This is a genomic window from Mesorhizobium sp. M0518, from assembly GCF_040321125.1.
Classification (GTDB): Bacteria; Pseudomonadota; Alphaproteobacteria; order Rhizobiales; family Rhizobiaceae; genus Mesorhizobium.
Genome location: NZ_JAMYQY010000040.1, coordinates 1 through 24,657, shown reverse-complemented (window position 1 = coordinate 24,657; position 24,657 = coordinate 1). Strand labels below are relative to the sequence as shown.

24 protein-coding genes and 1 pseudogene are annotated in these 24,657 nt (G+C 62.3%); 14 read left to right on the top strand and 11 right to left on the bottom strand.

All coding sequences use genetic code 11. The features are described 5' to 3' along the window. Window positions 1-171 precede the first annotated feature (171 nt). The gene (locus tag NKI66_RS31725) at window positions 172-1,044 is read right to left on the bottom strand and encodes an aldo/keto reductase family oxidoreductase (protein WP_128305454.1); all 873 of its coding nucleotides are present in this window, start codon (window positions 1,042-1,044) and stop codon (window positions 172-174) included. 91 nt (window positions 1,045-1,135) lie between these two features. Here NKI66_RS31725 and NKI66_RS31720 point away from each other — a divergent pair, with 91 nt between their 5' ends. Beyond that, entirely contained in the window at window positions 1,136-2,035 is a 900-nt protein-coding gene (locus NKI66_RS31720; protein WP_023810271.1) for a LysR family transcriptional regulator, read from the top strand. 156 nt (window positions 2,036-2,191) lie between these two features. Here NKI66_RS31720 and rpsI read toward each other — a convergent pair whose 3' ends face one another. The 3 genes from rpsI to NKI66_RS31705 form a co-directional block, all read right to left on the bottom strand. Next, a complete protein-coding gene (gene rpsI / locus NKI66_RS31715; RefSeq protein WP_023810272.1) occupies window positions 2,192-2,674 on the bottom strand; it encodes a 30S ribosomal protein S9 in 483 nt (160 codons plus the stop codon). Window position 2,675: 1 nt separating this feature from the next. Beyond that, window positions 2,676-3,140, bottom strand: coding sequence for a 50S ribosomal protein L13 (rplM, locus tag NKI66_RS31710; RefSeq protein WP_013532205.1), 465 nt, complete (start codon window positions 3,138-3,140; stop codon window positions 2,676-2,678). Between the two features lie 216 nt (window positions 3,141-3,356). Beyond that, window positions 3,357-3,821: a PaaI family thioesterase gene (locus NKI66_RS31705; RefSeq protein ID WP_027162402.1), complete on the bottom strand. Its 465-nt coding sequence runs from the start codon at window positions 3,819-3,821 to the stop codon at window positions 3,357-3,359. 150 nt (window positions 3,822-3,971) lie between these two features. Here NKI66_RS31705 and NKI66_RS31700 point away from each other — a divergent pair, with 150 nt between their 5' ends. The 6 genes from NKI66_RS31700 to NKI66_RS31675 all read left to right on the top strand — a co-directional run bounded on the left by NKI66_RS31700 (window position 3,972) and on the right by NKI66_RS31675 (window position 8,317). Next, window positions 3,972-4,793, top strand: coding sequence for an enoyl-CoA hydratase (locus NKI66_RS31700; protein ID WP_352632500.1), 822 nt, complete (start codon window positions 3,972-3,974; stop codon window positions 4,791-4,793). Between the two features lie 10 nt (window positions 4,794-4,803). Beyond that, window positions 4,804-5,226: a VOC family protein gene (locus NKI66_RS31695; protein ID WP_023810276.1), complete on the top strand. Its 423-nt coding sequence runs from the start codon at window positions 4,804-4,806 to the stop codon at window positions 5,224-5,226. After that, window positions 5,226-6,002, top strand: a complete 777-nt coding sequence (locus NKI66_RS31690; RefSeq protein ID WP_352632498.1) for an AAA family ATPase — start codon at window positions 5,226-5,228, stop codon at window positions 6,000-6,002. Before NKI66_RS31695 ends, NKI66_RS31690 begins: the two co-directional genes overlap by 1 nt. Next, the gene (locus tag NKI66_RS31685; RefSeq protein WP_023810278.1) at window positions 5,999-6,520 is read left to right on the top strand and encodes a CoA-binding protein; all 522 of its coding nucleotides are present in this window, start codon (window positions 5,999-6,001) and stop codon (window positions 6,518-6,520) included. Before NKI66_RS31690 ends, NKI66_RS31685 begins: the two co-directional genes overlap by 4 nt. 159 nt (window positions 6,521-6,679) lie before the next feature. After that, entirely contained in the window at window positions 6,680-7,960 is a 1,281-nt protein-coding gene (locus tag NKI66_RS31680) for an O-acetylhomoserine aminocarboxypropyltransferase (protein ID WP_352632496.1), read from the top strand. Between the two features lie 6 nt (window positions 7,961-7,966). Further along, on the top strand, window positions 7,967-8,317 hold the full coding sequence (locus NKI66_RS31675; protein ID WP_128305448.1) for a cupin domain-containing protein: 351 nt from the start codon (window positions 7,967-7,969) through the stop codon (window positions 8,315-8,317). A gap of 70 nt (window positions 8,318-8,387) precedes the next feature. Here the strand turns inward: NKI66_RS31675 and NKI66_RS31670 are convergent, their stop codons facing one another. Next, window positions 8,388-9,104, bottom strand: a complete 717-nt coding sequence (locus NKI66_RS31670) for a transporter substrate-binding domain-containing protein (protein ID WP_128305471.1) — start codon at window positions 9,102-9,104, stop codon at window positions 8,388-8,390. Window positions 9,105-9,170: 66 nt separating this feature from the next. Next, window positions 9,171-10,421 (bottom strand): cytochrome P450, encoded by a 1,251-nt coding sequence (locus tag NKI66_RS31665; protein ID WP_128305470.1) that lies wholly within the window; start codon window positions 10,419-10,421, stop codon window positions 9,171-9,173. A gap of 103 nt (window positions 10,422-10,524) precedes the next feature. On the opposite strand from NKI66_RS31665, the gene NKI66_RS31660 reads away from it, so the two are divergent. Then, entirely contained in the window at window positions 10,525-11,628 is a 1,104-nt protein-coding gene (locus NKI66_RS31660; RefSeq protein ID WP_128305447.1) for an NAD(P)/FAD-dependent oxidoreductase, read from the top strand. 19 nt (window positions 11,629-11,647) lie between these two features. On the opposite strand, the gene NKI66_RS31655 is transcribed toward NKI66_RS31660, so the two are convergent. Together NKI66_RS31655 and NKI66_RS31650 are read right to left on the bottom strand one after the other, a co-directional pair. After that, a complete protein-coding gene (locus tag NKI66_RS31655; RefSeq protein ID WP_352753961.1) occupies window positions 11,648-13,030 on the bottom strand; it encodes a pyridoxal phosphate-dependent decarboxylase family protein in 1,383 nt (460 codons plus the stop codon). Window positions 13,031-13,079: 49 nt separating this feature from the next. Next, window positions 13,080-13,670 (bottom strand): annotated as a pseudogene (locus tag NKI66_RS31650) (hypothetical protein). 337 nt (window positions 13,671-14,007) lie between these two features. Here NKI66_RS31650 and NKI66_RS31645 point away from each other — a divergent pair. The 4 genes from NKI66_RS31645 (at window position 14,008) to hupB (ending at window position 19,497) form a co-directional block, all read left to right on the top strand. After that, complete coding sequence (locus tag NKI66_RS31645) at window positions 14,008-14,637, top strand: ATP-dependent Clp protease proteolytic subunit (RefSeq protein WP_023810285.1); 630 nt, start codon at window positions 14,008-14,010, stop codon at window positions 14,635-14,637. Window positions 14,638-14,934: 297 nt separating this feature from the next. Continuing rightward, window positions 14,935-16,209: an ATP-dependent Clp protease ATP-binding subunit ClpX gene (clpX, locus tag NKI66_RS31640; RefSeq protein ID WP_013532190.1), complete on the top strand. Its 1,275-nt coding sequence runs from the start codon at window positions 14,935-14,937 to the stop codon at window positions 16,207-16,209. Between the two features lie 305 nt (window positions 16,210-16,514). After that, entirely contained in the window at window positions 16,515-18,926 is a 2,412-nt protein-coding gene (gene lon / locus NKI66_RS31635) for an endopeptidase La (RefSeq protein ID WP_023810286.1), read from the top strand. A 298-nt stretch (window positions 18,927-19,224) separates the two neighbouring features. Next, a complete protein-coding gene (hupB, locus tag NKI66_RS31630; RefSeq protein ID WP_023810287.1) occupies window positions 19,225-19,497 on the top strand; it encodes a DNA-binding protein HupB in 273 nt (90 codons plus the stop codon). A gap of 144 nt (window positions 19,498-19,641) precedes the next feature. On the opposite strand, the gene NKI66_RS31625 is transcribed toward hupB, so the two are convergent. After that, on the bottom strand, window positions 19,642-20,664 hold the full coding sequence (locus NKI66_RS31625) for an aldo/keto reductase (protein ID WP_023810288.1): 1,023 nt from the start codon (window positions 20,662-20,664) through the stop codon (window positions 19,642-19,644). 105 nt (window positions 20,665-20,769) lie between these two features. Here NKI66_RS31625 and NKI66_RS31620 point away from each other — a divergent pair, with 105 nt between their 5' ends. Together NKI66_RS31620 and NKI66_RS31615 are read left to right on the top strand one after the other, a co-directional pair. After that, window positions 20,770-21,408 (top strand): SIS domain-containing protein, encoded by a 639-nt coding sequence (locus NKI66_RS31620; RefSeq protein ID WP_502900170.1) that lies wholly within the window; start codon window positions 20,770-20,772, stop codon window positions 21,406-21,408. 3 nt (window positions 21,409-21,411) lie between these two features. Next, a complete protein-coding gene (locus tag NKI66_RS31615; protein WP_023810290.1) occupies window positions 21,412-22,155 on the top strand; it encodes a creatininase family protein in 744 nt (247 codons plus the stop codon). Window positions 22,156-22,433: 278 nt separating this feature from the next. On the opposite strand, the gene NKI66_RS31610 is transcribed toward NKI66_RS31615, so the two are convergent. Continuing rightward, window positions 22,434-23,351, bottom strand: coding sequence for a carbohydrate ABC transporter permease (locus NKI66_RS31610; RefSeq protein ID WP_023810291.1), 918 nt, complete (start codon window positions 23,349-23,351; stop codon window positions 22,434-22,436). 6 nt (window positions 23,352-23,357) lie between these two features. Then, window positions 23,358-24,479, bottom strand: a complete 1,122-nt coding sequence (locus NKI66_RS31605) for a carbohydrate ABC transporter permease (RefSeq protein ID WP_023810292.1) — start codon at window positions 24,477-24,479, stop codon at window positions 23,358-23,360. Window positions 24,480-24,657 lie beyond the last annotated feature (178 nt).

Below are 24,657 nucleotides of genomic sequence, written 5' to 3'. Positions count from 1 at the left end.
GGCGACCTAATACAGGGTCGCATTGCGCCCGAAATCCGCCGAACCCGTCAAACCCCAGCCAATCCGGCCTCAAACCCGAGCCGCAAGGCACCCCACATTGGCCTGACCCTCCCTCCTTGCCACTATAACTTAATAACGCAACGGGCCCACAAGGGGGGAGATTGGCTAGCCTCAGGCCGCCTTAGCCATCCCATCCAACTCCCCCAGCACATCGTCCGAAAGCTTGAGTTCGGCAGCAGCGAGGTTTTCCCGCAAATGTCCGACCGACGATGTGCCGGGAATCAGCAGGATGTTGGGCGAGCGGCGCAGCAGCCAGGCGAGCGCAACCTGCATTGGCGTGGCGCCGAGGCGCGCCGCGATTTCCGACAGGGTGGAGGATTGCAGCGGGTTGAAGCCGCCGAGCGGGAAGAACGGCACATAGGCGATGCCGTCGCGGGCAAGGTCGTCGATCAGGGCGTCGTCGCCGCGATGCGCAAGATTGTACTGGTTCTGCACGCAGACGATCTCGGCGATCCCGCGTCCTTGCGCGATCTGGGCCGGCGTCACGTTGCTCAATCCTATGTGCCTGACCAGGCCCTGTTGTTGAAGCTCGGCCAGCACGGTGAGCGGCGCTTCGATCGATCCCTCGGCTGGACCATGGGTATCGAACATGATGCGTAGGTTGACGACGTCGAGCACATCGAGCCCGAGATTGCTGAGATTGTCATGCATCGCCTGGGTCAGCGCTTCGGCAGAAAAGGCCGGCAACCACGATCCATCCGCGCCGCGCCGGGCGCCGATCTTGGTGACGATGACGAGATCGTCAGGGTAAGGTGCCAGTGCTTCGCGGATCAAAAGGTTGGTGACGTGCGGACCGTAGAAGTCGCTGGTATCGATATGGTCGATGCCTTGCGCAATCGCCTCGCGCAGCACGGCCAATGCCGTGTCATGGTCCCTAGGCGGTCCGAAAACGCCGGGACCGGCGAGTTGCATGGCGCCGTAGCCGAGCCGCTTCACGGTATGACTGCCGAGCTTGAAGGTGCCGGATTGTTGGATGTTGGACATGATTGATCTCCTTTGAGGAGGCAGAGATAGGCGCTGCCCAACCTCGTGATAATCCGGTACAATCCACACAGGCCGTGCGGAATGGCGAACAATGATGGACCTCAGCGATCTGAACGCCTTCGTGGCGGTGGCGCGCGCCGGCGGTTTTCGCGATGGCGCGCGTGCGAGCGGCGGCAGCGCCTCCGGCTTGAGTGAGGCGGTGCGTCGCCTGGAAGTGCAGCTCGGTGTCAGGCTGTTCAACCGCACGACGCGCAGCGTTGTCCCGACCGAGGCGGGCCTCAGCCTGCTGGAGCGGCTTGGCCCTGCGCTGTCGGAGGTGGAGGCGGCGCTGGACGTGGTGAACGGCTTTCGCGACAGGCCGGCGGGCTCGCTGCGTCTCAATGTGCCGGTCAGCGCCGCGCGGTTGATCTTGCCCGATATCGTGCCGGGTTTCCTCGCCGCCTATCCCGGCATCCGCCTGGAAGTGATCGCCGATGAGAACTTTGTCGATGTGCTGGCGGCCGGGTGTGACGCTGGCATCCGCTATGACGAGCGGCTGGAGCAGGACATGATCGCGGTGCCGATCGGACCGCGCGTGCAGCGCTTCGCCACCGCCGCCAGCCCTGCCTATCTTGCTCGCCATGGGCGACCGCAACACCCGAGCGACCTGCTTGGCCACTCTTGCGTGCGCGGGCGCTTTGCCAGCGGTGCGATGCTGCCCTGGGAGTTCGAGCGCGACGGTGAGGTGGTGCGGGTCGATCCGACAGGGCCGCTGATCGTGCGCATCGGCGGCGCGACCGATCTTGCCGTCGATACGGCCATCGCGGGCACCGGCATCATCGGCCTCTTCGAGGGCTGGCTTCGCCCTTACTTCGAAAGCGGCGCGCTTGAGCCCATTCTCGAACCGTGGTGGCCGAGTTTTCCCGGACCGTTCCTCTATTATCCCGGCCGGCGCCTGGTTCCGGCCCCGCTGCGGGCGTTCATCGACTATATCAAGGGCGGCAAGGCCTGACCTGTTTTGTGACGGCGCCATCACCCCACCGGCACTACGCGCCGACCTGCCCATCGGGGGGAGGTCGCGCCGCAGGCGCGGATGGGGTGACTGCCGAGCCGCAAACAAAAAGGCCGCCCGGAGGCGGCCTTTCGATGGTCTGAAGCTGCGGAGCGTTTAGCGCTTCGAGAACTGGAACGAACGACGGGCCTTCGCCTTGCCGTACTTCTTGCGCTCGACGACGCGGCTGTCGCGGGTCAGAAAGCCGCCCTTCTTGAGCACGGCGCGCAGCGTCGGCTCGTAGTAGGTCAGCGCCTTGGAGATACCGTGACGCACGGCGCCAGCCTGGCCGGAGAGACCGCCGCCGACAACTGTCGCGACGATGTCGTACTGCCCGGCGCGGTTGGAGGCGATGATCGGCTGGTTGAGGATCATCTGCAGGACAGGACGCGCGAAATAGGTCGCGAATTCCTTGTCGTTGACGATGATCTTGCCGGAACCCGGCTTCACCCAGACGCGCGCAATGGCGTTCTTGCGCTTGCCGGTGGCATAGGCGCGGCCCGACTTGTCGAGCTTCTGGACATGGACGGGGGCCGCCGGCTGGGTGTTGGTGTTGCCGGTGGCGGCGCCCAGTTCTGCGAGCGAGGAAAGCTCAGCCATCTTATGCGACCTTCTTGTTCTTGGCGTTCAGCTTGGCCACGTCGAGCACGACGGGCTGCTGGGCGACATGCGGATGCTCGGCACCTGCATAGACGCGCAGGTTCTTCATCTGGCGACGGCCGAGCGGGCCACGCGGGACCATGCGCTCAACGGCCTTCTCGACGACACGCTCGGGGAAACGACCCTCGAGCAGCTGGCGCGCGGTGCGCTCCTTGATGCCGCCTGGGTGGCCGGTGTGCCAGTAATAGACCTTGTCGGTGAACTTCTTGCCGGTGAACACCACCTTGTCGGCATTGATGACGATGACGTTGTCGCCGTCGTCGACATGCGGGGTGAAGGTCGGCTTGTGCTTGCCGCGAAGATGATTGGCGATGACAGTGGCCAGACGACCGACGACGAGACCTTCGGCGTCGATCAGGATCCACTTCTTCACCACATCCGCAGGCTTCTGCGAAAAGGTTGTCATGTTTTCTGCTCTCGGTTCTGACCTTCATAAGAGAAGGCGTTTCTTGTTGCTTGGATTGTCGGAAGGACGCTGCCCGCCGCCAATAACAAAGCGGCGGCCTTTGCGGGCCGCTGCTTCGTGACGGGCTTATAGGCGAGGGTGTTTGTGGCGTCAAGGTGCACGAAACGGTCGATAGCAGGTAAAGTAGTGCAAAAACAATAGTTTAGGTGAAAGGTATTATTTTACCACATCGCCATTTCGCTTTGGCGGGATCGAATAGGTGCCGGTGGCGTGCGCCACCGTGTGTCCGTCCGGGCCGGCGACGATGTCGATATCGAACACCATCAGGCTTTTTCCCAGCTTCAGGATGCGGCAATGGCCATCGATCGGTCCGGCTTCGGCCTTGCGCACGAAATTGATGTCGAGGTTGACGGTAACGGAAAGCGCATCCGGCCCGGCATGGCTGAGCACGCAGACGTAGCCGCCAATGTCGGCCAGCGTGAACAGCGAAGGGCCGGATACGGTGCCGCCCGGACGCAAGTGCCGCTCGCCGGCGTTGAGCCGCACGGTGCAGCCGCCGGGGAACACGTCGATCGCCTCGAAATATTTGAACTGCTCATTGAGCTGCGGATAGACGGTCTCCATCAGCGCATTGACTTGTTGCGCGGTCAGCACCGGCTTCAAATTGGTTTGGGCGGGCATGTCGGTCTCTCGTTTTTGGCCCACCTGTATGGGCGCGGCGCGGCATTTCTGACAATCTTCGTCCCCTGGTGCAAGCGATCGGTGTTGGACGAAACCTGATCCGGTATTAGATACTCTGGCAGCCCCAGCGGAATCGCGGAGACCTTATCCATGGCCGAAATCCTTGCCATCAAGCCTGCCGCCGTTGAGGGTCCGGTTGTTGCACGACTGGACAAGGGCGTGCTGCGCCTCACACTCACCAATCCGCCCGCCAACGCCCTGTCGCTGGCGGTGATGGCGGCGCTGACGGCCGAACTCGAGCGCGCCAAGGCCGATAAGGCGGCTCGCGTGATCGTTTTGTCGGCAGCCGGCAAGGTGTTCTGCGCCGGCCATGATCTCAAGGAAATGACGGCGCGCCGCACTGACGCCGATCATGGCAAGGCCTTCTTCGCGGAGACGTTTGCCGCTTGTGCGACGCTGATGCAGGCCATCGTGCGCCATCCCTTGCCTGTCATCGCCGAAGTCGACGGCCTGGCCACCGCCGCCGGGCTGCAGCTGGTCGCCAGCTGCGACCTGGCGATCGCTTCGCATGAGGCGACTTTCTGCACGCCGGGCGTCAACATCGGCCTGTTCTGCTCGACGCCGATGGTGGCGCTGTCGCGCAATGTCTCGCGCAAGCATGCGATGGAGATGCTGCTGACCGGCGAGACGATCGATGCGGCGACCGCCAAGGAATTCGGCCTGGTCAACCGTGTCGTGCCGCGCGAATATCTGAATCAGATTGTCACCAAATACGCGCAAACCATTGCTTCCAAATCATCTTTGGTGGTCAAGACCGGCAAGGAGGCTTTTTACGCGCAGGCCGAGATGGGCCTGGCGGACGCCTATGCCTATACGGGCCGGATCATGGTTGAGAACATGCTGGCACGCGACGCGGAGGAGGGCATCGGTGCCTTCATCGGCAAGCGCAAGCCGGAATGGAAGGACGAGTAAGGAGAACGTCATGGAACCGCGCATCTCCATCATCACCATTGCTACCGACGATCTCGACCGTGCGGTGCGCTTCTACGAGGCGATGGGCTTGAAGCGGCATGCCGGTATCACCGACGGTGTCGCCTTCTTCCAGATGGGCGGCGTCATTCTTGGCCTGTTCCCACGTGCCAGCGCAGAAGAGGATTCCGGCATTGCCTTCGCCGCGGCGCCATCGGCGGTCTACCTCGCCTACAACACCCGCTCCGACGCCGAAGTCGACGACGTGCTCGCCAGGGCGCAAAAAGCCGGCGGCCGCATCGTCAAGCCGGCCGGCCGGGCCTTTTGGGGCGGCTGGTACGGCTACTTCGCCGACGCCGACGGGCATGTCTGGGAAGTGGCGCACAATCCGGCCTTTCCGATCGCGGAAGACGGCACGATTTCGCTCCCCGGCTGATGGCCCATCGCAAGCAGCTGACGCGGCTCAAAGCTCCCTACCTCAAGCGTATCCTGCTTGATCCCGCGCGGGTCGAGGATTGGGAAAAATATCCCTGGAACCTGCCGCTGTTTCGCGGCCATGAGTTCGAGCTCGAATTCACCACGCCGATCACCATCATTGTCGGCGAGAACGGCACCGGCAAATCGACGCTGCTCGAGGCGATCGGCGCGTTGGCCGGCTATGATGAGGCCGGCGGCGGCAAGGGCTATCGGCCGGTGGACCATTCCAGCGCCATCGACAAGAGTGGTGCTGCATTGGCCAACACATTCCGCGGTCACTGGCTGCCGAAAGTCACCGCCGGCTGGTTCTTTCGTGCCGAATCCTTCTACTCCGTGGCCCGCTATCTCGATCAGGCAGCGCTGGAGTCTGGCGGGGCGCCGCCGGACTTCCTGTCCTGGTCGCATGGCGAGGGCTTTATCCGATTTTTCGAGGAGCGCTGCCGCAGGCAAGGCATCTACATCCTCGATGAACCCGAGAGCGCACTGTCCCCGACGCGCCAGATCGAACTGCTCAAGATGCTGCGGCGCATGGACCAGTCGGGCACCGCGCAAGTGATCATGGCGACGCATTCGCCGCTGCTGATGGCCTGTCCCGGCGCGCGGCTGTTCCGCATCAGCCGGTTCGGGCTGGAACCCGCCGACTTTCGCGACACGGACCACTTCCGCATGCTGCGCGACTTTAGCAATGACCCGGATGGCTTTCTCGACGAGGCGTTGTATGAGGACGAGGCATGATCCACGATAGCTACGACAACACCTACATCGCCGGCATCCTCAATTCGGTGAAGACCGTCGCCATGGTCGGCGCGTCCGCCAATGATGTGCGGCCAAGCTATTTCGTGCTGAAATATCTGCTGGCCAAGGGCTTTTCGGTGTTCCCGATCAATCCCGGCCAGGCCGGCAAGGAGATACTCGGTCGGATGACCTATGCCAGGCTCGCCGATATTCCGGAGCCGGTCGACATGGTCGACATTTTTCGCGCGCCGGCGGCAGTGCCCGGCATCGTCGACGAGGTGTTGCGGCTCGATCCCCTGCCGAAAGTCATCTGGATGCAGCTTGGCGTGCGCCATGACGAGGCAGCCGCGCGCGCCGAGGCCGCGGGCATCAAGGTGGTGATGAACCGCTGCCCCAAAATCGAATATGGCAAGCTGTCCGGCGAGATCGGCTGGACCGGCGTCAATTCCGGCGTGCTGTCGTCGAAGAAGCCGCTGATGCGCTCTGGCTTCCAGAGTTTTGGCGTCCGCCAGAAATAGGCGAGGGGCGAAAGCGCAAAATTATTCCGGCAAACGCCGTATTTTCCTGCCGCTTGATAGAAGGTCCTGCACGGAAGGGTATTTTCTTCTTTGCATTCGAGGCCGGGCTTCGCCAAGAATGCCCGGCGAATTTCAGAAGGTTTTTCAGGGAGGTTTTCAGTGACCCGCACGCCAGGTTTCAACACGCTCGCCGTCCATGCCGGCGCCAAGCCCGACCCGGCGACCGGCGCTCGCGCCACGCCGATCTACCAGACGACCTCCTTCGTCTTCGACGATGCCGACCATGCCGCCTCACTGTTCGGACTGAAGGCTTTCGGCAACATCTATACCCGCATCATGAACCCCACCCAGGCGGTGCTGGAAGAGCGCATGGCGGCCCTCGAAGGCGGCACGGCGGCTCTTGCGGTCGCCTCCGGCCATGCCGCGCAGGTGATCGTGTTCCACAATCTGATGCAGCCTGGCGACAATTTTGTTGCCGCCAACAAGCTCTATGGCGGTTCGATCAACCAGTTCGGCCATGCCTTCAAGAATTACGGCTGGGAGGTGCGCTGGGCCGACACCAACGACATCTCGACCTTCGAAAGCCAGATCGACGACAGGACCAAGGCTCTCTTCATCGAGAGCCTGGCCAATCCGGGCGGCACCTTCGTCGATATCGAGAAGATCGCCGACATCGCACGCAAGCACGGCCTGCCGTTGATCGTCGACAACACGCTGGCCTCGCCCTACCTGATCCGGCCGATTGAGCATGGTGCCGACATCGTCGTCCATTCGCTGACCAAATTCATCGGCGGTCACGGCAATTCGATCGGCGGCGCCATCGTCGATGGCGGCACCTTCGATTGGTCGAAGTCGGGCAAATATCCGATGCTGTCGGAACCGCGCCCCGAATATGGCGGCCTCGTCCTGCACGAAACCTTCGGCAATTTCGCTTTCGCCATTGCCGCGCGTGTGCTCGGCCTGCGCGATCTCGGCCCGGCGATCTCGCCGTTCAACGCCTTCCTCATCCTGACCGGCCTGGAAACCCTGCCGCTGCGCATGCAGCGCCACTGCGACAACGCCGTGACGGTTGCTGCCTGGCTGTCCAACCACCCCAAGGTTGCCTCGGTGAACTATCCCGGCCTGCCCAGCGACAAGAACAACGCGCTGCAGAAGAAATACTCACCACTTGGCGCCGGCGCCGTGTTCACCTTCGCTCTCAAGGGCGGCTATGACGCCGGCGTCAAATTCGTCGAGGCGCTCGAACTGTTCTCGCACCTGGCCAATGTCGGCGACACCAAGTCGCTGGTCATCCACCCGGCCTCGACCACGCACCGCCAGCTTTCCGACGAGCAGAAGGTCAAGGCCGGCGCAGGACCGGACACGGTGCGGCTTTCGATCGGCATCGAGGACGTTAACGACATCGTCGCCGACCTCGAACAGGCGCTTGCCAAGGTCTGACCGATCATGAGCGAGTCAAAAATTCTTGCCATCGGCGTCGACACTGTCGACGCCGAACAGGGCGCGCCGGCACCGGACCGGCTGATCTCGGGCGATCCCAAATTCCGCACCTGGAATGTCGAGGAGCGCGACGGCGGCCTCTACGCCGGCATCTGGGAATCGACCCCGGGCAAATGGCGCATCGTCTATGACGAGTGGGAGTTCTGCCACATCCTGTCTGGCGTTTCGGTGATCGCGGAAGACGGCGGGCAGGCACGCACCGTCAAGGCCGGCGACAGCTTCGTGCTGAGGCCCGGCTTCAAAGGCAGCTGGGAAGTGCTTGAGACGACTCGCAAGGAGTATGTGATCAAGCTGTAGACCATGATCCCGAAAAGTGGAGGCCGGTTTTCGGGTAAAGATCATGGTCGAACAACAAAAGATGCGCGGATCAAACGATGCGATCGATATCGCTGTCCGAGAATCCGTATCGCGCCATCATCTGTCGGTGCCAGTCGCTGCCCACCAATTCATCGAGGCAAGCATCGACGCGCCGGAGCAGGGCTGAATTGCCTTTGGCGATCGCGAAGGCACCGGCCGACGGCTGCTTTTCAACCGGGGGAACCTCGACAAGTCCAAGCCGCATTTCGGGCCGCCGGGTCAGATAGCCTCGATGCGCCATGGCGACGCTGGCATAGGCGTGCACGACGCCGTTGGCCACTGCGTCCGCCGCATCCGCCTGCGTTGCAAACATCCTGATCTGCCCAGGCGCTATTCCGTTGTGCAATGCCGTAAGATGCTGAACCTGATCGGTTATGACCCCAATCAACGCGGTCCGGTCCTCGGCAATGGATTGGTAGCCGCGAAAGCCGCACGGATTGTCCGCCGCGACCAGCAACCCATCCTGCAACGCCCATATCGGCCGAGTGAAGTCGACAAGCTGCCTGCGCTCTTCGGAGACGAACAGGCCGGTCGTCATGGTCCAACGGCCCTCGACCAGCCCAGGCAGCAGCTCAGCGAATTCGGTTTCGATCGGCTTAAAGCTCGCCAATCCGAGCATGTCACCGAGCCTGCGCGCAAGCTCGACGTCACAGCCTGAGACCTCGCCCGATGCGCCGGTGAAGCAAAATGGCGGTTCTTCCAGGAAGGCGAATTTCAACTCGGTCATGTCAGGCAAAGCGTCGCCGTCCTATTTTGCCGGAAACTGGCTGAGGCAGCCCCAGGTTCGCGATCGTCAAAAGCCGACGGCGAGCGTTTCCAGCCCATGGAAGTGGTAAGTGTCGCGGAACCGCGCCTCTTCAGCAAGATGCAGCTTCGGATGCCGTTCGAACAAGGTTTTCAGCGACACCTGCAATTCGAGCCGGGCGAGCGGCGCGCCGATGCAGAAATGAATGCCGGCGCCGAAGGAGACGTTCTTCTGGTCGGCACGGTCGGGCCGGAAAGCGAGGGGATCGGCGAAGGCGCGCGGGTCATGATTGGCCATGCCAAGCAGCAGCCCGATCGTCTGCCCCGGCTGCACGACGATGCCGGGCGAGACTTCGATCTCCTGATAGGCGTAGCGCGTGAACATGTGCAGCGGCGCGTCGAACCGCAGGCATTCCTCGACCGTTGCCGCGGTCGTCTCGGGCGAGCCGAAGAAGCGGCTGACATCGCCCCCTTGCGCAAGGATCGAGCGGACGGCATTGCCGGTCTGGTGCACGGTCGCTTCATGGCCGGCATTGAGCAGCAGGATCGCCGAGGACACCATCTCGTCCTCCGACAGCTTTTGGCCATCCTCCTGCGCCGAGATCAGCAGCGACAAAAGGTCGTCGCCGGGATTCCTGCGTCGTTCGGTGACGTAGCCACGGAGGAAATCCGCAAATTCGCGCGCGGCGCGGTTGGCCGTCTCTTCGATTTCGCGGGTGCGGCCATGCATATACATGGCAACCATCTGGTGCGACCAGTCGAGCAGTTGCGGCCCCATTTCGACCGGCACGCCGAGCATTTCGGCAATGATGGTGATCGGCAAGGGCGCCGCGAAAGCAGGCAACAGGTCGACCGTCTTGCCTGGTTCGAAACGGTCGATCAGGTCGTTGGCCAAGGCCTCGACACGCGGCCGCAGCCTTTCGACCTGGCGCGAGACGAAGGCGCGGTTGACCAGTGTTCTCAGACGCGTGTGCACCGGCGGCTCCAGTTCCAGCATCGAATTGGCTTCGAGCCCGTCGAAGGCCCTGAGATGGCTGCGGTCCTGTCCAATGCCGCGGCTGTCTGGAATGCCGGCCGGGTTCTGGCGGCCGAAGCGGCGGTCGCGCAGCAGCCGGTTGACGTCGTCGAAGCCGCCAAAGCACCAGAAGCCGAATTCTTCCCAGAAGAATGCATTCGATACGCCATGCAGGAAAGCATAGGCATCATAAGGGTTTTGAAAAAAGGCCGGCTCGTGCGGGTCGAGCCGCAGGCGTCGAGTGGCTGGATCAAAGACCAGGGCGGGTGGCGTCAATTTGCTCATGCCAGACCAATAGCGCGGCTTGCCAGCCTGGTTCCAGACCGTATGTTGGCGCCCGCAATCGAATACGTTGAGCCAGCCGACCGGCTGCGGAAAGTCTGATTTGATGAATGTGATCGTTGTCGGCGCGGGCATTGCCGGTCTCTCCACGGCGTGGTCGCTGGTCAAGGCCGGCCACAGCGTTTCGATCGTCGAGCAAGGGCCGATCCCAAACCCGATGGCCGCGTCGGGCGACCATCATCGCATCATCCGCCGCGCTTACCGCGCGGGGACCGGCTATGGCCGGCTGATCACCGAAGCCTACCAGGCCTGGGACGAGATGTGGGCCGATCTCGGCGAAAGCCATCTTGATGCGCGCGGATTTGTCTGCGTTTCGCGCGAACCGGGCGACGAGGCCGAGGAATATCGCGAGGGCCTGGAAGAAGGCAATTTTCCGTTCGAATTGCTGGAGCCCGATGCAGCAGTGAAACGCTGGCCGTTTCTCGAAGCCGGCTCGTTTCGCTACGCCTATTTCTCGACCGAAGGCGGCGCCCTGCATTGCCGCAAGATAGCCTCCGGCATGGCAAACTGGCTGCGCGCCAACGGCGCCAATGTCTACGAAAACAGCAAGGTCATCGAAGTCGACGCCGAAGCCGGCCACATCGTGCTCGAAAGCGGCGAGACGATGCAGGCCGACCGTATCGTTGTCGCCGCCGGCGCCTGGGTGCTGAAACTGTTTCCGGAACTGGACGGCGAGCTGAAGACCTATCGAACCGCACTCGCCTATGTCGAACCGCCGGCCGACCTCAAGGCCGCCTGGCGGGTGGCACCGGTTGTCCTCGATGTCGGCGGCGCGATCGACGGCTATGTGATCCCGCCCTCCGGCGGCGCCGGCATGAAATTCGGGTCCGGGCTGCACAGGGTGCCGACCAGCGACGCCGATTGGAACCGTCAGCCGGTGGCGGGCGAGGGCGAGGCGATCCGCAACCTGTTTTCGCCGCCGATCGCGCGCATCGAGGAATACAGGGTGACCGAGGTGGTCACCTGCGCCTACACCTTCACCGAAGATGAGAAGTTCTTCGCTCACGAGCGAGGAAAATGCCTGATCGTCTCGGCCTGCTCCGGCCATGGCTACAAATTCGGCGCTGCGGTCGGCCGGCGCGTTGCGGCCGCGGTGGGCGACGGCGACATCGCCGGCCTGAAGACATGGCTGCGGGCGGAAGTGGCCTGAACGCCGCCAGGTTGAAGACTCACTCAGCGATGATTTCGTCTGCGGCGGCAATGACTTCGGACACAATCGCCTGCACGTCATCTGGGGTCGTTCGGTGATTGACGAAACACGCGCGCAGCGCGAAATGGCCGTTGATCGTCGCATTCGACAGATACACCCGGCCGCGCGCGATCACGCGGCGCAGGATCGCTTCATTGTTCTTTGAGCGGTGGCGGAAACAGACTGCGCTTAGCGATACGGGTGCAAGCTGTTCCAACTCCGGCTGCGACGCGATTGCCTGCGCCAACATCTGGGCATGGTTGAGATCGCGGGCGATGGCTTCGCGATAGGCACGGCGTCCGTGATACTGCAGCGACATCCAGAGCTTCAGCGCACGGAAGCGTCGAGAGAGTTCGATCGACTCCTCAAAGAACGCAAATGCTTCCGTAGGGTCATCGCTCAGTATCCTGACGTAGTCGTCGCTGTGCGAAAAAGTCTTTCGCGCAATGTCCGGGTGACGATAGAGCAGGCAGCCGCAATCGAGTGGCTGATAGAGCCATTTGTGCGCATCCAGTGACAGCGAATCCGCCGAAGACAACCCTTGGAACTTTTCCGGCGCCGCAAGAGCCGCCAGCCCTCCGTAGGCACCGTCGACGTGCATCCACAGCGCCTCCCTCCGGGCGATGTCTGCAATCTCGGGAAGGGGATCGATCGCACCGGAGATGATGGTGCCGACCGTGGCCACGATGGCGATGGGCATGTTTCCGGCCTCGCGGTCGACGGCGATAGCCGCCTGGAGGGCATCCGTCCGCATCCTGAATTTGTCGTCGACAGGGATCAAACGGAGATTTTTTCTACCGATCCCCAACAGCGCGACGGCCTTTGGAATGGACATGTGCACTTGCTCGGAAGCATAGATCACGCAGGGCCGTACGCCTGTTTCGTTGGCTGGCAGCTTCGCTTCCCGCGCCATCCCCAGGGCCATGAGGTTCGCCGTCGAGCCGCCGCCGCACAGGCTGCCTGTAAATCCGGGGCAACCGACAGCCTCCGCCAACCACCCGACCACGGCGCGTTCGATCGATGTCGCAGCCGGAGCCGACCGCCACGACGTCACATTCTGATTGAGCACCGCAGCCAGCAGCTCCCCCAGCGCGCCGACCGGTTCGCCGGAGCCGACGACATAACCGAAGAATCTGCCGGTTGAAGGCCGCACATGCTCCGCGATCGACTTGAAATCCTGCAAGGCTTCCCGTCCGCGGCCGCTCTCCTGCCAAGGCCGCGAGAACAGTTCGGTCGTCTGTTTGCCGCTGGTCGTGGGATACGTCCGACGTTCCTCGAGGGAGGCCCAGTAACCTTTGGCAAGCGCCAAGGCTTCTTCGGCAAGGTCTGACAATTCCTGATTGGAAATTTCCAGGTCGCGCATGCCCTCAGCCCTACGGAGATCCGCTGCGACGCAGGTTACGCTATGCTCGCTAATCCTGGCAATGCCTGGGAATATGCACCCGCCGCCAGCCCGATGAACCTTCGCGAACCAGCACGCGGCGCGCGACGGTCTGGTAGGAGGCGGGCACATCGATGACGCGCCTTTGCCCCGGCCGCACCAGCACCTCCTGGGCGATTCTGTCGTATTGTGCGGGAATGACGACGCGCCGCGTGCGTTCGGGCTGGACCACCACGGTTTTGGCAACACGTTCGTAGCGCGCCTTGTGCCATACCCTGCACAGCACCTTGCGACCATGGATGACGCGCCATTCCCAGGAGTAGCCGCCGCCATCGACCCGGACCGTGCGGTAGACGGTGCGGGTGACGGCCGGCACGATCTGGTAGGTCACTTGCGCCGGAACGGTCATCACGACGCGCTCGCGGGTACCGTAGATGGCGGGCGTATAGTCGACCTGCTGGCCGGGCGGGCTGATCAGCACGTCTTCCTAGACCGTGTCGTAGACGGCCGGACTGCGGACAGGTTCATAGCATTCGACGGCCCGGCCGCCGGCCGCTGTCTGCGAAATCGTGCCGAGCATGGTCAGCCCGGCAATGGTGAAGCATGCGGTCTTCCCGGACATGACACTCCCCTGTTGAACTCCACGCATAAGTTCAACGTTGAATTGTAGAGGAAGCCGTTTCGGAGAAAAGCGGTTTCGGCGCATTTCGTTAAGTGACGCGGTTAAGAAACTGCTACCTTGCGCGGCCGGCCATGCGGCTCCGGACCCGCGGAAGCATCCGCCGCCGCGAATCCTTGGTCAGAAAGCTTGATTCGACTTACCCAGATGGCTAGGAGGGGTCGGCCTTGCACAAGGATGAGCCGGCATCCTATTTACGGAATAACGATCCAGAACCGATTCTGCCCGATCCGCCAGCATTCCCGGCGCCGGAATCCCACCGCGAGATAAGAGACAACTGATGAAGAACCCCGTCGAAACCTACATGAACCTCGTTCCGATGGTGGTCGAACAGACCAATCGCGGCGAGCGGGCCTACGACATTTTCTCGCGTCTCCTCAAGGAGCGCATCATTTTCATCACCGGTCCGGTCGAGGACGGCATGGCGACGCTGGTCTGCGCGCAGCTTTTGTTCCTCGAAGCCGAGAATCCGAAGAAGGAAATCAACCTCTACATCAATTCGCCGGGCGGCGTCGTCACCTCCGGCATGGCGATCTACGACACCATGCAGTTCATCAAGCCGGCCGTGTCGACGCTCTGCATCGGCCAGGCGGCTTCGATGGGTTCGCTGCTCCTGACCGCCGGCCACAAGGATATGCGCTTTGCCACGCCGAACGCCCGCATCATGGTTCACCAGCCTTCCGGCGGCTTCCAGGGCCAGGCGTCCGACATCGAGCGCCATGCCCTGGATATCATCAAGCTGAAGCGTCGCCTCAACGAGGTCTACGTCAAGCACACCGGCAAGAGCTACGAAGAGATCGAGAAGACGCTCGACCGCGACCATTTCATGACCGCTGACGAAGCCAGGGATTTCGGCCTCATCGACAAGGTCATTTCGTCGCGCGAGCCGCCTGAAGGCGCTGTGGCATAAGGGCTTATTGGCAGTTGGATGGCGGCATCACGCGCTTTTGGTGTGTCTTGCGGCATTTCGGCCACAATTGGCTGTTCCCTCGGGGGACAGGATTGCCTACGTTAAGGCTATGTTGAGTTTCGGCGGCTTAGCTTTATGCGGGGTTGTCGCGAATCATTGCCACGTTTTCTGATTTGTGTTTCGTACGGAATGCGTTGCGGGAGCCGGAACACACTGGCGGCGGCGGATTCCCGCGATAGATAGAGTATGCGCCCTTTCAGCCAGACCATCGGCGGGCGGCCATGAAAGGACATGAAAATGAGCAAGGTCGGCAACAACAGCGGCGATTCCAAGAACACGCTTTACTGCTCGTTTTGCGGCAAAAGCCAGCACGAAGTGCGCAAGCTGATCGCCGGTCCGACGGTCTTCATCTGCGACGAGTGCGTCGAACTCTGCATGGACATCATCCGTGAGGAGAACAAGACCTCGATGGTGAAGTCGCGCGAAGGCGTGCCGACACCGCAGGAGATCCTCAAGGTTCTCGACGATTATGTCATCGGTCAGCCCTATGCCAAGCGCGTGCTGTCGGTGGCGGTCCACAACCACTACAAGCGCCTCGCGCATGCCGGCAAGAACAACGATGTCGAACTGGCAAAGTCCAACATCCTTTTGATCGGCCCGACCGGTTGCGGCAAGACGCTGCTCGCGCAGACGCTGGCCCGCATCATCGACGTGCCCTTCACCATGGCTGATGCGACGACGCTGACCGAAGCCGGCTATGTCGGCGAGGACGTCGAGAACATCATCCTGAAGCTGTTGCAATCGGCCGACTACAATGTCGAGCGGGCCCAGCGCGGCATCGTCTACATCGACGAGATCGACAAGATTTCGCGCAAGTCGGACAATCCCTCGATCACCCGCGACGTGTCGGGCGAGGGCGTGCAGCAGGCGCTTCTGAAGATCATGGAAGGCACCGTCGCCTCGGTGCCGCCGCAAGGCGGCAGGAAGCACCCCCAGCAGGAGTTTCTGCAGGTCGATACGGCCAACATCCTGTTCATCTGCGGCGGCGCCTTCGCCGGGCTGGACAAGATCATCTCGGATCGCGGCCGGAAGACCTCGATCGGCTTCGGCGCGGTCGTCGCTTCGCCGGAGGATCGCCGCACTGGCGATGTCTTCCGCCTGGTCGAGCCCGAGGATCTGTTGAAGTTCGGTCTTATCCCCGAATTTGTCGGCCGTCTGCCGGTTCTGGCGACGCTGGAAGACCTCGACGAACCGGCGCTGATCCAGATCCTGACCGAGCCGAAGAACGCGCTGGTCAAGCAGTATCAGCGGCTGTTCGAGATGGAGAATGTCGACCTGACCTTCCACGAGAACGCTCTTTCGGCGATCGCCAAGCGCGCCATCGAGCGCAAGACCGGCGCGCGCGGCCTGCGTTCGATCATGGAGGCGATCCTGCTCGACACGATGTTCGAGCTTCCCGCGCTCGAAGGCGTGCGCGAAGTGGTGATTTCGGAGGAGGTGGTGACCGGCAGTGCCCGGCCGCTCTACATCTACTCCGAGCAGAAGGAAAAGAAGGGCAATGTCAGCGCCTGACATGAGCCCGCAGCGAAATTCTGGAACGGCGCCGCAAGGCGCCGTTTTGCTGTCGCGCAGGGGTTTTGCGCGGCGTACGGCTTGGCGTCGCAAATGTGTCACTCGCGGACGGGTTGGAAGTGCGGATTTGGACGCGCCCCTTGATCTTTGGGGGTCGTGCATCCAACTAACTGGAGAAGGCCGAGGTGCCCGATTTCTGTGCTGTAAAACTCCCGTCACAAACGGTGGTAGGCGGAACGATCCCCGGTCGTTAATATAAGATTCGCGGTTGGCTGATTGGCAGCCGCGACATGAAAGGTTGGACAATGGCCAAAGTATCCAAGGCACCCAGCGACGGCGTCTTCGCAGTTCTCCCACTGCGCGACATCGTGGTGTTCCCGCACATGATCGTGCCGCTCTTCGTCGGGCGTGAGAAGTCGATCAAGGCGCTGGAAGAGGTGATGGGTCAGGAAAAGCAGATCCTGCTTGCCACCCAGATGAATGCCGCCGACGACGATCCCGAGCCCGATGCCATCTTCGACATCGGCACGCTCGCCAATGTGCTGCAATTGCTCAAGCTGCCCGACGGCACCGTCAAGGTTCTGGTCGAAGGCGCTTCGCGTGCGAAAATCGTCTCGTTCACCGACCGTCCCGACTTCCACGAGGCCCGCGCCGCGGCGCTGGTCGAGCCGGAAGAGGAAGAGGTCGAGGTTGAGGCGCTGGCGCGTTCGGTCGTCACCGACTTCGAGAACTACGTCAAGCTGAACAAGAAGATCTCGCCCGAAGTGGTGGGTGCTGCCAGCCAGATCGACGACTATTCCAAGCTCGCCGACACGGTTGCCTCGCATCTCGCCATCAAGATCCCTGAGAAGCAGGAAATGCTGGCCACGCTCTCGGTCAAGGAGCGGCTGGAAAAGGCTATGGGCTTCATGGAAGCCGAAATCTCCGTCCTGCAGGTGGAGAAGCGCATCCGCTCGCGCGTCAAGCGCCAGATGGAGAAGACGCAGCGCGAATACTACCTCAACGAGCAGATGAAGGCGATCCAGAAGGAACTCGGCGAAGGTGAGGACGGCCGCGACGAGGCCGCCGAGATCGAGGCGCGCATCAAGAAGACCAAGCTCTCCAAGGAGGCCCGCGAAAAGGCGGAAGCCGAGTTGAAGAAGCTCCGGACGATGTCGCCGATGTCGGCTGAATCGACCGTCGTGCGCAACTATCTCGACTGGATCCTGTCGATTCCGTGGGGCAAGAACTCCAAGGTCAAGCAGGACTTGGCTTTTGCGCAGAACGTGCTCGACACCGATCATTTCGGCCTCGACAAGGTCAAGGAGCGCATTGTCGAGTATCTCGCCGTGCAAAGCCGCCAGAAGAAGCTGAAGGGGCCGATCCTGTGCCTCGTCGGCCCTCCCGGCGTCGGCAAGACCTCGCTCGGCAAGTCGATCGCCAAGGCGACCGGTCGCGAATTCATCCGCATGGCGCTTGGCGGCGTGCGTGACGAGGCCGAGATCCGTGGCCACCGGCGCACCTATATCGGCTCGATGCCCGGCAAGGTCATCCAGTCGATGAAGAAGGCCAAGAAGTCCAACCCGCTCTTCCTGCTCGACGAGATCGACAAGATGGGCCAGGACTTCCGTGGCGATCCGTCATCGGCGTTGCTCGAGGTCCTCGATCCGGAACAGAACTCGACGTTCATGGACCATTACCTCGAGGTCGAATACGATCTGTCGAGCGTCATGTTCGTGACGACGGCGAACACGCTGAACATCCCGGCGCCCTTGATGGACCGCATGGAGATCATCCGTATTGCCGGCTACACCGAGGACGAGAAGATCGAGATCGCCAAGCGGCACCTGATGCCGAAGGTGATCCGCGATCATGCGCTGCAGCCGAAGGAGTTTTCCGTCGGTGAGGACGCGATCCGCGCCATCGTCCAGACCTACACCCGTGAAGCGGGCGTCAGGAGCCTGGAGCGCGAGCTGATGAAGCTCGGGCGCAAGGCGGTGACCGAAATCCTGAAGACGAAGAAGAAGACGGTGAGCATCACGGCGGAGAACCTCTCCGATTACCTTGGTGTGCAGCGCTACCGCTTCGGCCAGGTCGAGGCTGACGATCAGGTCGGTGTCGTCACAGGTCTTGCCTGGACGGAAGTCGGCGGCGAACTGCTGACGGTCGAAGGCGTCATGATGCCCGGCAAAGGCCGCATGACGGTGACCGGCAACCTGCGCGACGTGATGAAGGAATCGATTTCGGCGGCGGCCTCCTATGTCCGCTCGCGCGCCGTCGATTTCGGCATCGAGCCGCCGCTGTTCGACAAGCGCGACATCCACGTGCACTTGCCGGAAGGCGCCACGCCGAAGGACGGCCCGTCGGCAGGTGCTGCCATGGCGACAGCCATTGTGTCGGTACTGACGGGTATTCCGGTCCGGGCGGATGTGGCGATGACCGGCGAGATAACGCTTCGCGGCCGCATCTTGCCGATCGGCGGGCTCAAGGAGAAGCTGCTCGCCGCACTGCGCGGCGGCATCAAGAAGGTGCTGATCCCGGAAGACAATGCCAAGGATCTGGCGGAGATTCCGGACAATGTGAAGAACGGCATGGAGATCATTCCGGTCTCACGTGTCGGCGAGGTGTTGCGGCACGCGCTGGTGCGTATGCCGGAGCCGATCGAATGGGTCGAACCGGTCAATCCGCCGGCCGCGACAGACAGTGCCGACGACGCTGGAAAATCCCTGGCGCATTAGAGCTCCGGGCGTCCATCTGGACGCACAAAGGACGCTCTAACGCTCAGACTTGTGCATGGCCCCTGCCGAAAACCGGCTACGGTTTTCAGGGCCATGCATTGGTTTTCGTCAAGGTTGCAGCGCACAAACGGAGAGCCGGGCCTAGCGCCCGGCTTTTTCATGTGAAAAACCCAGCATTTCCGGGCTTTTTCCGTTTTTTTCCTGCCTTTTCGGCTTGGTTGCGGCAACGCTTCTTTCTACAGTCCGTTTCCTGCCGGATGAGTCGATAGTTCCGGTGTTCTCATGGAAGGGAATTTTTATGAACAAGAACGAACTGGTGTCCGCTGTCGCCGACGCCGCGAGCATTTCGAAGGGTGACGCGCAGTCGGCGGTCGATGCGGTATTTTCCACCATCACCGGCGAACTGAAGAAGGGCGGCGATGTCCGGCTTGTCGGCTTTGGCAATTTCACCGTGTCAAAGCGTGCCGCCTCGACCGGCCGCAATCCTCAGACCGGCGCCGAAGTGAAGATCCCGGCGCGTACCGTGCCGAAGTTCTCGGCCGGCAAAGGCCTCAAGGACGCAGTCAACTAAGCGCCTTTTTCTTTTCAGAGACCAGAAAAGCCGGGCTTGCCCGGCTTTTCATTTTCGTGGCCTACGCACGTACACACGACCAGAAAAGCCGGGCTTGCCCGGCTTTTCATTTTTGTGCCAGACGCTGACGCGACGGCGGCCGGCTTATGCGGTCGGCGCTTCAGGGCGCATAAGGCCTTCCTTCTTGAGATCGGCCCAAAGGGCTGCGGGCAGTTTCGCATCGAGCAGCGAGCGATTGCTCTCGACTTCGCTCGGCCGCTGGCCACCGGGGACCACTGAGACGACCGAAGGGTGCAGTAGCGGGAATTGCAGGGCGGCCTCGATCAGCCGCACGCCATGGCGCTTGCAGACGCTCTCGATGCCGGCGACGCGGTCGAGGATGTCCTTCGGCGCTTCGGAGTAGTTGTAGTAGGCGCCGGGCTTCGGTCCGGTCGCCAGGATGCCGGAGTTGTAGGGGCCGCCGAGAACGATGCCGATGCCGCGTGCCTGGCAGAGCGGCAGGAAGGACGTCAGCGCCTCCTGTTCCAAGAGCGTATAGCGACCGGCCAGCAGGAACAGGTCGAAGTCGCCGCGCTCGGCCAGCGTCTGCGCGACCTGCCACTCATTGATGCCGCCACCGAACGCCTTGATCACGCCCTGGTCGCGCAGCGACAGCAAGCCGTAATAGCCCGAGCGCATGAACTCTTCGAGGCGCCGGTCGGAGGCTTCCTTGCTGCCATGGGTGAAGATGTCGACATCGTGCACGAAGAGGATGTCGATCCGGTCGACGCCGAGGCGCTCAAGCGAGGCTTCGAATGAGCGCATGACACCGTCATAGCTGTAGTCGTACACCTCGCGGCGCGACGGCGTGTCGAAGAATTTGCCGATGCCGGTGCGCTCTTCGGGCGGGCAGGCACGCATGATGCGGCCGACCTTGCTCGACAGCACATAGTCGTCGCGCTTCTTGCCGCGCAGGAACGGGTTGAGCCGCGTTTCCGAGAGGCCGAGCCCATAGAGCGGCGCGGTGTCGTAGTAGCGGCAGCCGGTCGCCCAGGCGGCCTCCAGCGTGGCGTTGGCGTCCTCGTCGGAGACGGCACGGTAGAGGTTGCCGAGCGGCGCCGTGCCGAAGCCGAGCTCGGTGAAACTGATGCCGCCATTGCCGATGCGGTCGAAATGCCGTGTCTTCATATGCTGCCGTTTGCCTCGTTTGATTTGTCTGACATGACACTATCATGCCTGTGGTCCGGCAAAAGCATCGCTGCGCGTTGGACACGCATTTTCGCGGTTGCTAGCATGAACGAAATCAAGCTGTTCGTAGCAGCAAGAGCGGCAAATCCCAGGGTAATTTTCAATGGCAGGTTTGCGGTGAGCAACAAGAGCAAAAGCCTGTTCGAGACCGCGCTTGAGGAGCTCGGCGGCGTGCTGGCACGCATCGACGAAAGCCGGATCGACGCCGCCTGCAAAATGCTGGCCGGCGCGCGACAGATCGTCGTCTATGGCTGCGGCCGCGAGGCCTTGCAGGTCAAGGGTTTTGCCATGCGGCTCTACCATTTGGGCCTACCGGTTTCCGTGGTCGCCGACATGAACACACCGCCGCTGGGGCAGGGCGATGTCTTCCTGGTCAGTTCCGGGCCGGGAGAGACCTCGACCGTGCTGACCTTGATGCAGGTCGCGCGCCAAGCAGGTGCAACCAATCTCCTGTTGACCGCCCAGGCCGAAGCCAGCGCGGCAAGGCTTGCCGACTTCACCCTGCTCATTCCCGCGCAGACCATGGCCAACGATCAGGGGGCGCAAAAAACATCGGTCCTGCCGATGGGCTCGGTGTTCGAAGGCGCACTGTTCCTGCTGTTCGAGGTGATGGTGCTGAAGCTCAGGGAATTGATTGGCGCGTCGCCTGAAGCAATGCGCGCCCGCCACACCAACATGGAATAGATCATGCGCTACGAACTGATGCTGCCACACCAGATCCGCAGGGCGATCGCCGAGAATTGGCCGGTCGCTCTGCCGCTTGGCGTGCTCGAATACCATGGCGAGCACATGGCCGTCGGCATGGACACGCTGGCCGTCGTCAAGACGCTGGAACTGTTCGAAAAGGAGAAGGACGTCGTCATCCTGCCATCCTTCTACTACGGCGCGGCAAGCTATGCGGTGGCGCCGCCGGAAGGCAGCGGCTCGGTGCAGGTCGGCGGCAATGCGCTGGCGCCGTTCGGCGAGGAGCTGTTCTACAGCCTGCTGCGCATCGGCTTTCGCAACATCCACGCCATCATCCACCACCAGACCGAGAATTTCGCCGCCGGCATGCCGACCGATCTGGCGTTCAAGACCGCCGGTCGCCAGGCGATCTTCCGCTTTCTCGAAAAGGAACGCGGCGAGGGCTGGTGGGGGTCGCAGGCGATGGCCGACTACTATTCCGGGCACGCCGCGGGTGAAAATTTCTTCAACTGGGTACAGGTTCATCCGCTGATGCCGGCTGACATGAACGGCAAGTACCCGTTCGACCATGCCGGCATCGGCGAGACATCGCTGATGCTGGCGCTATGCCCGGAGGCGGTGGACGCCGGTCACTTCGACGACAACAAGAGCTGGTATACGGCGAGCGCCAAGGACGCTTCGGCTGAGCTTGGGCAGAAGGGTGTGGCTATGATCCTCGATCACCTGCGGATGATTCTGAGGAGCTAGCTACGAGATTGTCGGGCGGCTTTGGTAGTTCGTCATCCTAGGGCGAAGCAGGAGCGAAGCGACGTCGCGGAGACCCTAGGATCCATGCCGTGACCGCAGCCAACGAACGCTGCGGCGCAGGATAGAAGCGGTTCGCAGCGGCCTTTCCTCGCGTCAAAAGTTTCTTCACCGTGGCGGAGCGCCGATGTCACGGCATGGATCCTAGGGTCTGCGCCGCGTCGCTTCGCTCCTTGCTCCGCCCTAGGATGACGAAGTGATGGAGCCTGGCGCCACTCGCCCTACTTCACCGCACCCGCGGTCATGCCCATGATCAGATAGCGCTCCAACGCGATGCCGATGACGGCGAGCGGCGCGATGGCCGCCGTGGCGAGCGCCGCCATCGACCACCAGTTGATGCCTTGCGAGCCGGTCTGGCTTGCCACCATGACCGGGATGGTCTTGGCGTCGGTCGAGGTCAAAAGGGCGGCGAAGAAATACTCGTTCCAGCACAGCACCATCGCCAGGATGAAGGCGGCGACCATGCCCGGCAGCGCGATCGGCATGACGATGCGGAAGAAGGCGCCCCAGATCGACAGCCCGTCGACAAGCGCTGCTTCCTCGAGCTCGACCGGGATCGAGTTGAACTGGTCGCGCATGATCCAGATGACGATCGGCAGCACCATCAGCGTGTAGAGCAGGATCAGCCCGACGCGCGTGTCGAGCAGGCCGACCTCGCGGTAGAGCACCAGGAAGGGCAGTGCGAGCACCACCGGCGGCAGGATCAGCTGCGACAGGAAGAAGAACGAGATGTCCTCGTTCCTGAACCAGGCGAAATGATAGCGATAGCGGGTGAGCCCGTAGGCGGCGAGGCTGCCGATGACGATGGCGAGGCTCGACGCGCCGACCGAGGTAATCACCGAATTCATGAAGCGCTTGAGGAACTCCTCGCGCACCGTCGAGGTCTGGAAGATCGAGTCCGGCGACAGACCGAGCGAGCGCCAGCCCTTCCAGTCCGGCTGGAAGTCGACGAAGGGGATGAGATGGCCCTGGGTGACGTCGACCGCGGTCTTGAACGAGGTCGTGATCGTCCAGTAGATCGGGAACAGGCAGATGAACGCCCAGAAGGCCAGCGCCCCATAGATGAAGACGCGGCTGGCGAGGAAGCTCGCCGGCGAGCGGATCTCTGAGGCGACATATTCGGTGGTCTGAACGCTCATCTCAGCTCAATTCACATTTCGGACAAAACGATTGGCGAATTTCAACAGCCACGTGACGAACACGACGATGATCACCAGATAGGCCATCGCCAGCATGGTTCCGTAGCCGACATTCGAACGGTCGCGATATTCGCGGTAGATGAAGCTCGACACGGAATCGGTGGCGCCGCCCGGGCCGCCCGACGTCACCGTGATGATGATGTCGGCAAGCTTCAGCTTGAAGATGATGCGCAGGATCACCGCCGTCACCGACACCGGCAGCATCAGCGGAAAAGTGACCTGCCAGAAGGTCTGCCACGCACTGGCGCCGTCGACGCGTGCGGCTTCGAGCACCTCGCGCGACATCGCCTGCAGCCCGGCCAGCAGCATGATCATCATGAACGGAATGAAGGTCCAGGCATCCAGTATCATGATCGATATGCGCGCGATGATCGGGTCGGAGAAGAAGGCCGGATTTTCCCAGCCGAGATGGCGCGCCAGCGTTGCGGCCGGTCCGAACCGGTATTCCATCAGCGACTTGCCGATCATCCACGACACGGCGACCGGCGACAGCATCAGCGGCATCAGGAAGACGACGCGGAAGAATTTTCGCGCCCGGATCTGGGCGTTGAGGAGCAGCGCCAGGCCGAAGGCGATGACATATTCGACCGCCACCGCCAGCACATAGAGCACCATGTTGAACAGCGCGTTGCGGTAGTAGGGATCGGCCAGCATCTGCCAGAAATTGTCGAGCCCGTTGAACTTGCGGCCACTGAAGGAACTGAGGTTCCAGTCGGTGAGAGCGATGTAGAATCCGAACAGCGTCGGGAAGATCACCATGGCGATGGTGAACAGCAGCGCCGGCAGCAGGAACAGGGCACGTTGGCCGTCCTCGCCGCGCGTCAGCACCTGGCCGACGCCGATCGCCACGCCCCACAGAACATAGGCATAGACGACGGGGCGCCAGGTCTCGAAGCCGATCGTATCGGCGCTGCCCTTGTAGAGGATTTCCAGCACGATGACCGCCAGCAGGCCAAGCGTCGCAACGGCCATCAGCGCCCAGCCGAGCCGCTTGCGGCCTGGAGAGATCAGATCGGAAGGGCCGGCATCTGCCGGCCACTGGTTCGCGGTCGAAGTCTGGTCAGCCACAAATCTCGCCCGTTTGAAGGCTCTCGAGGAGCCGGAGCCGGTCTAAAGTGGTGGGGGGGGGGGGCCGGGCCCCGGGGGAGATGGCCGCCGGCCAGCCGCGCGCAGCGTTGGTGAGGGTGTTGTGGGTGTGGGGGGGGCGGAGGGGGGGGACGGTGTGTTTTTAAACAAAACGCGCCCA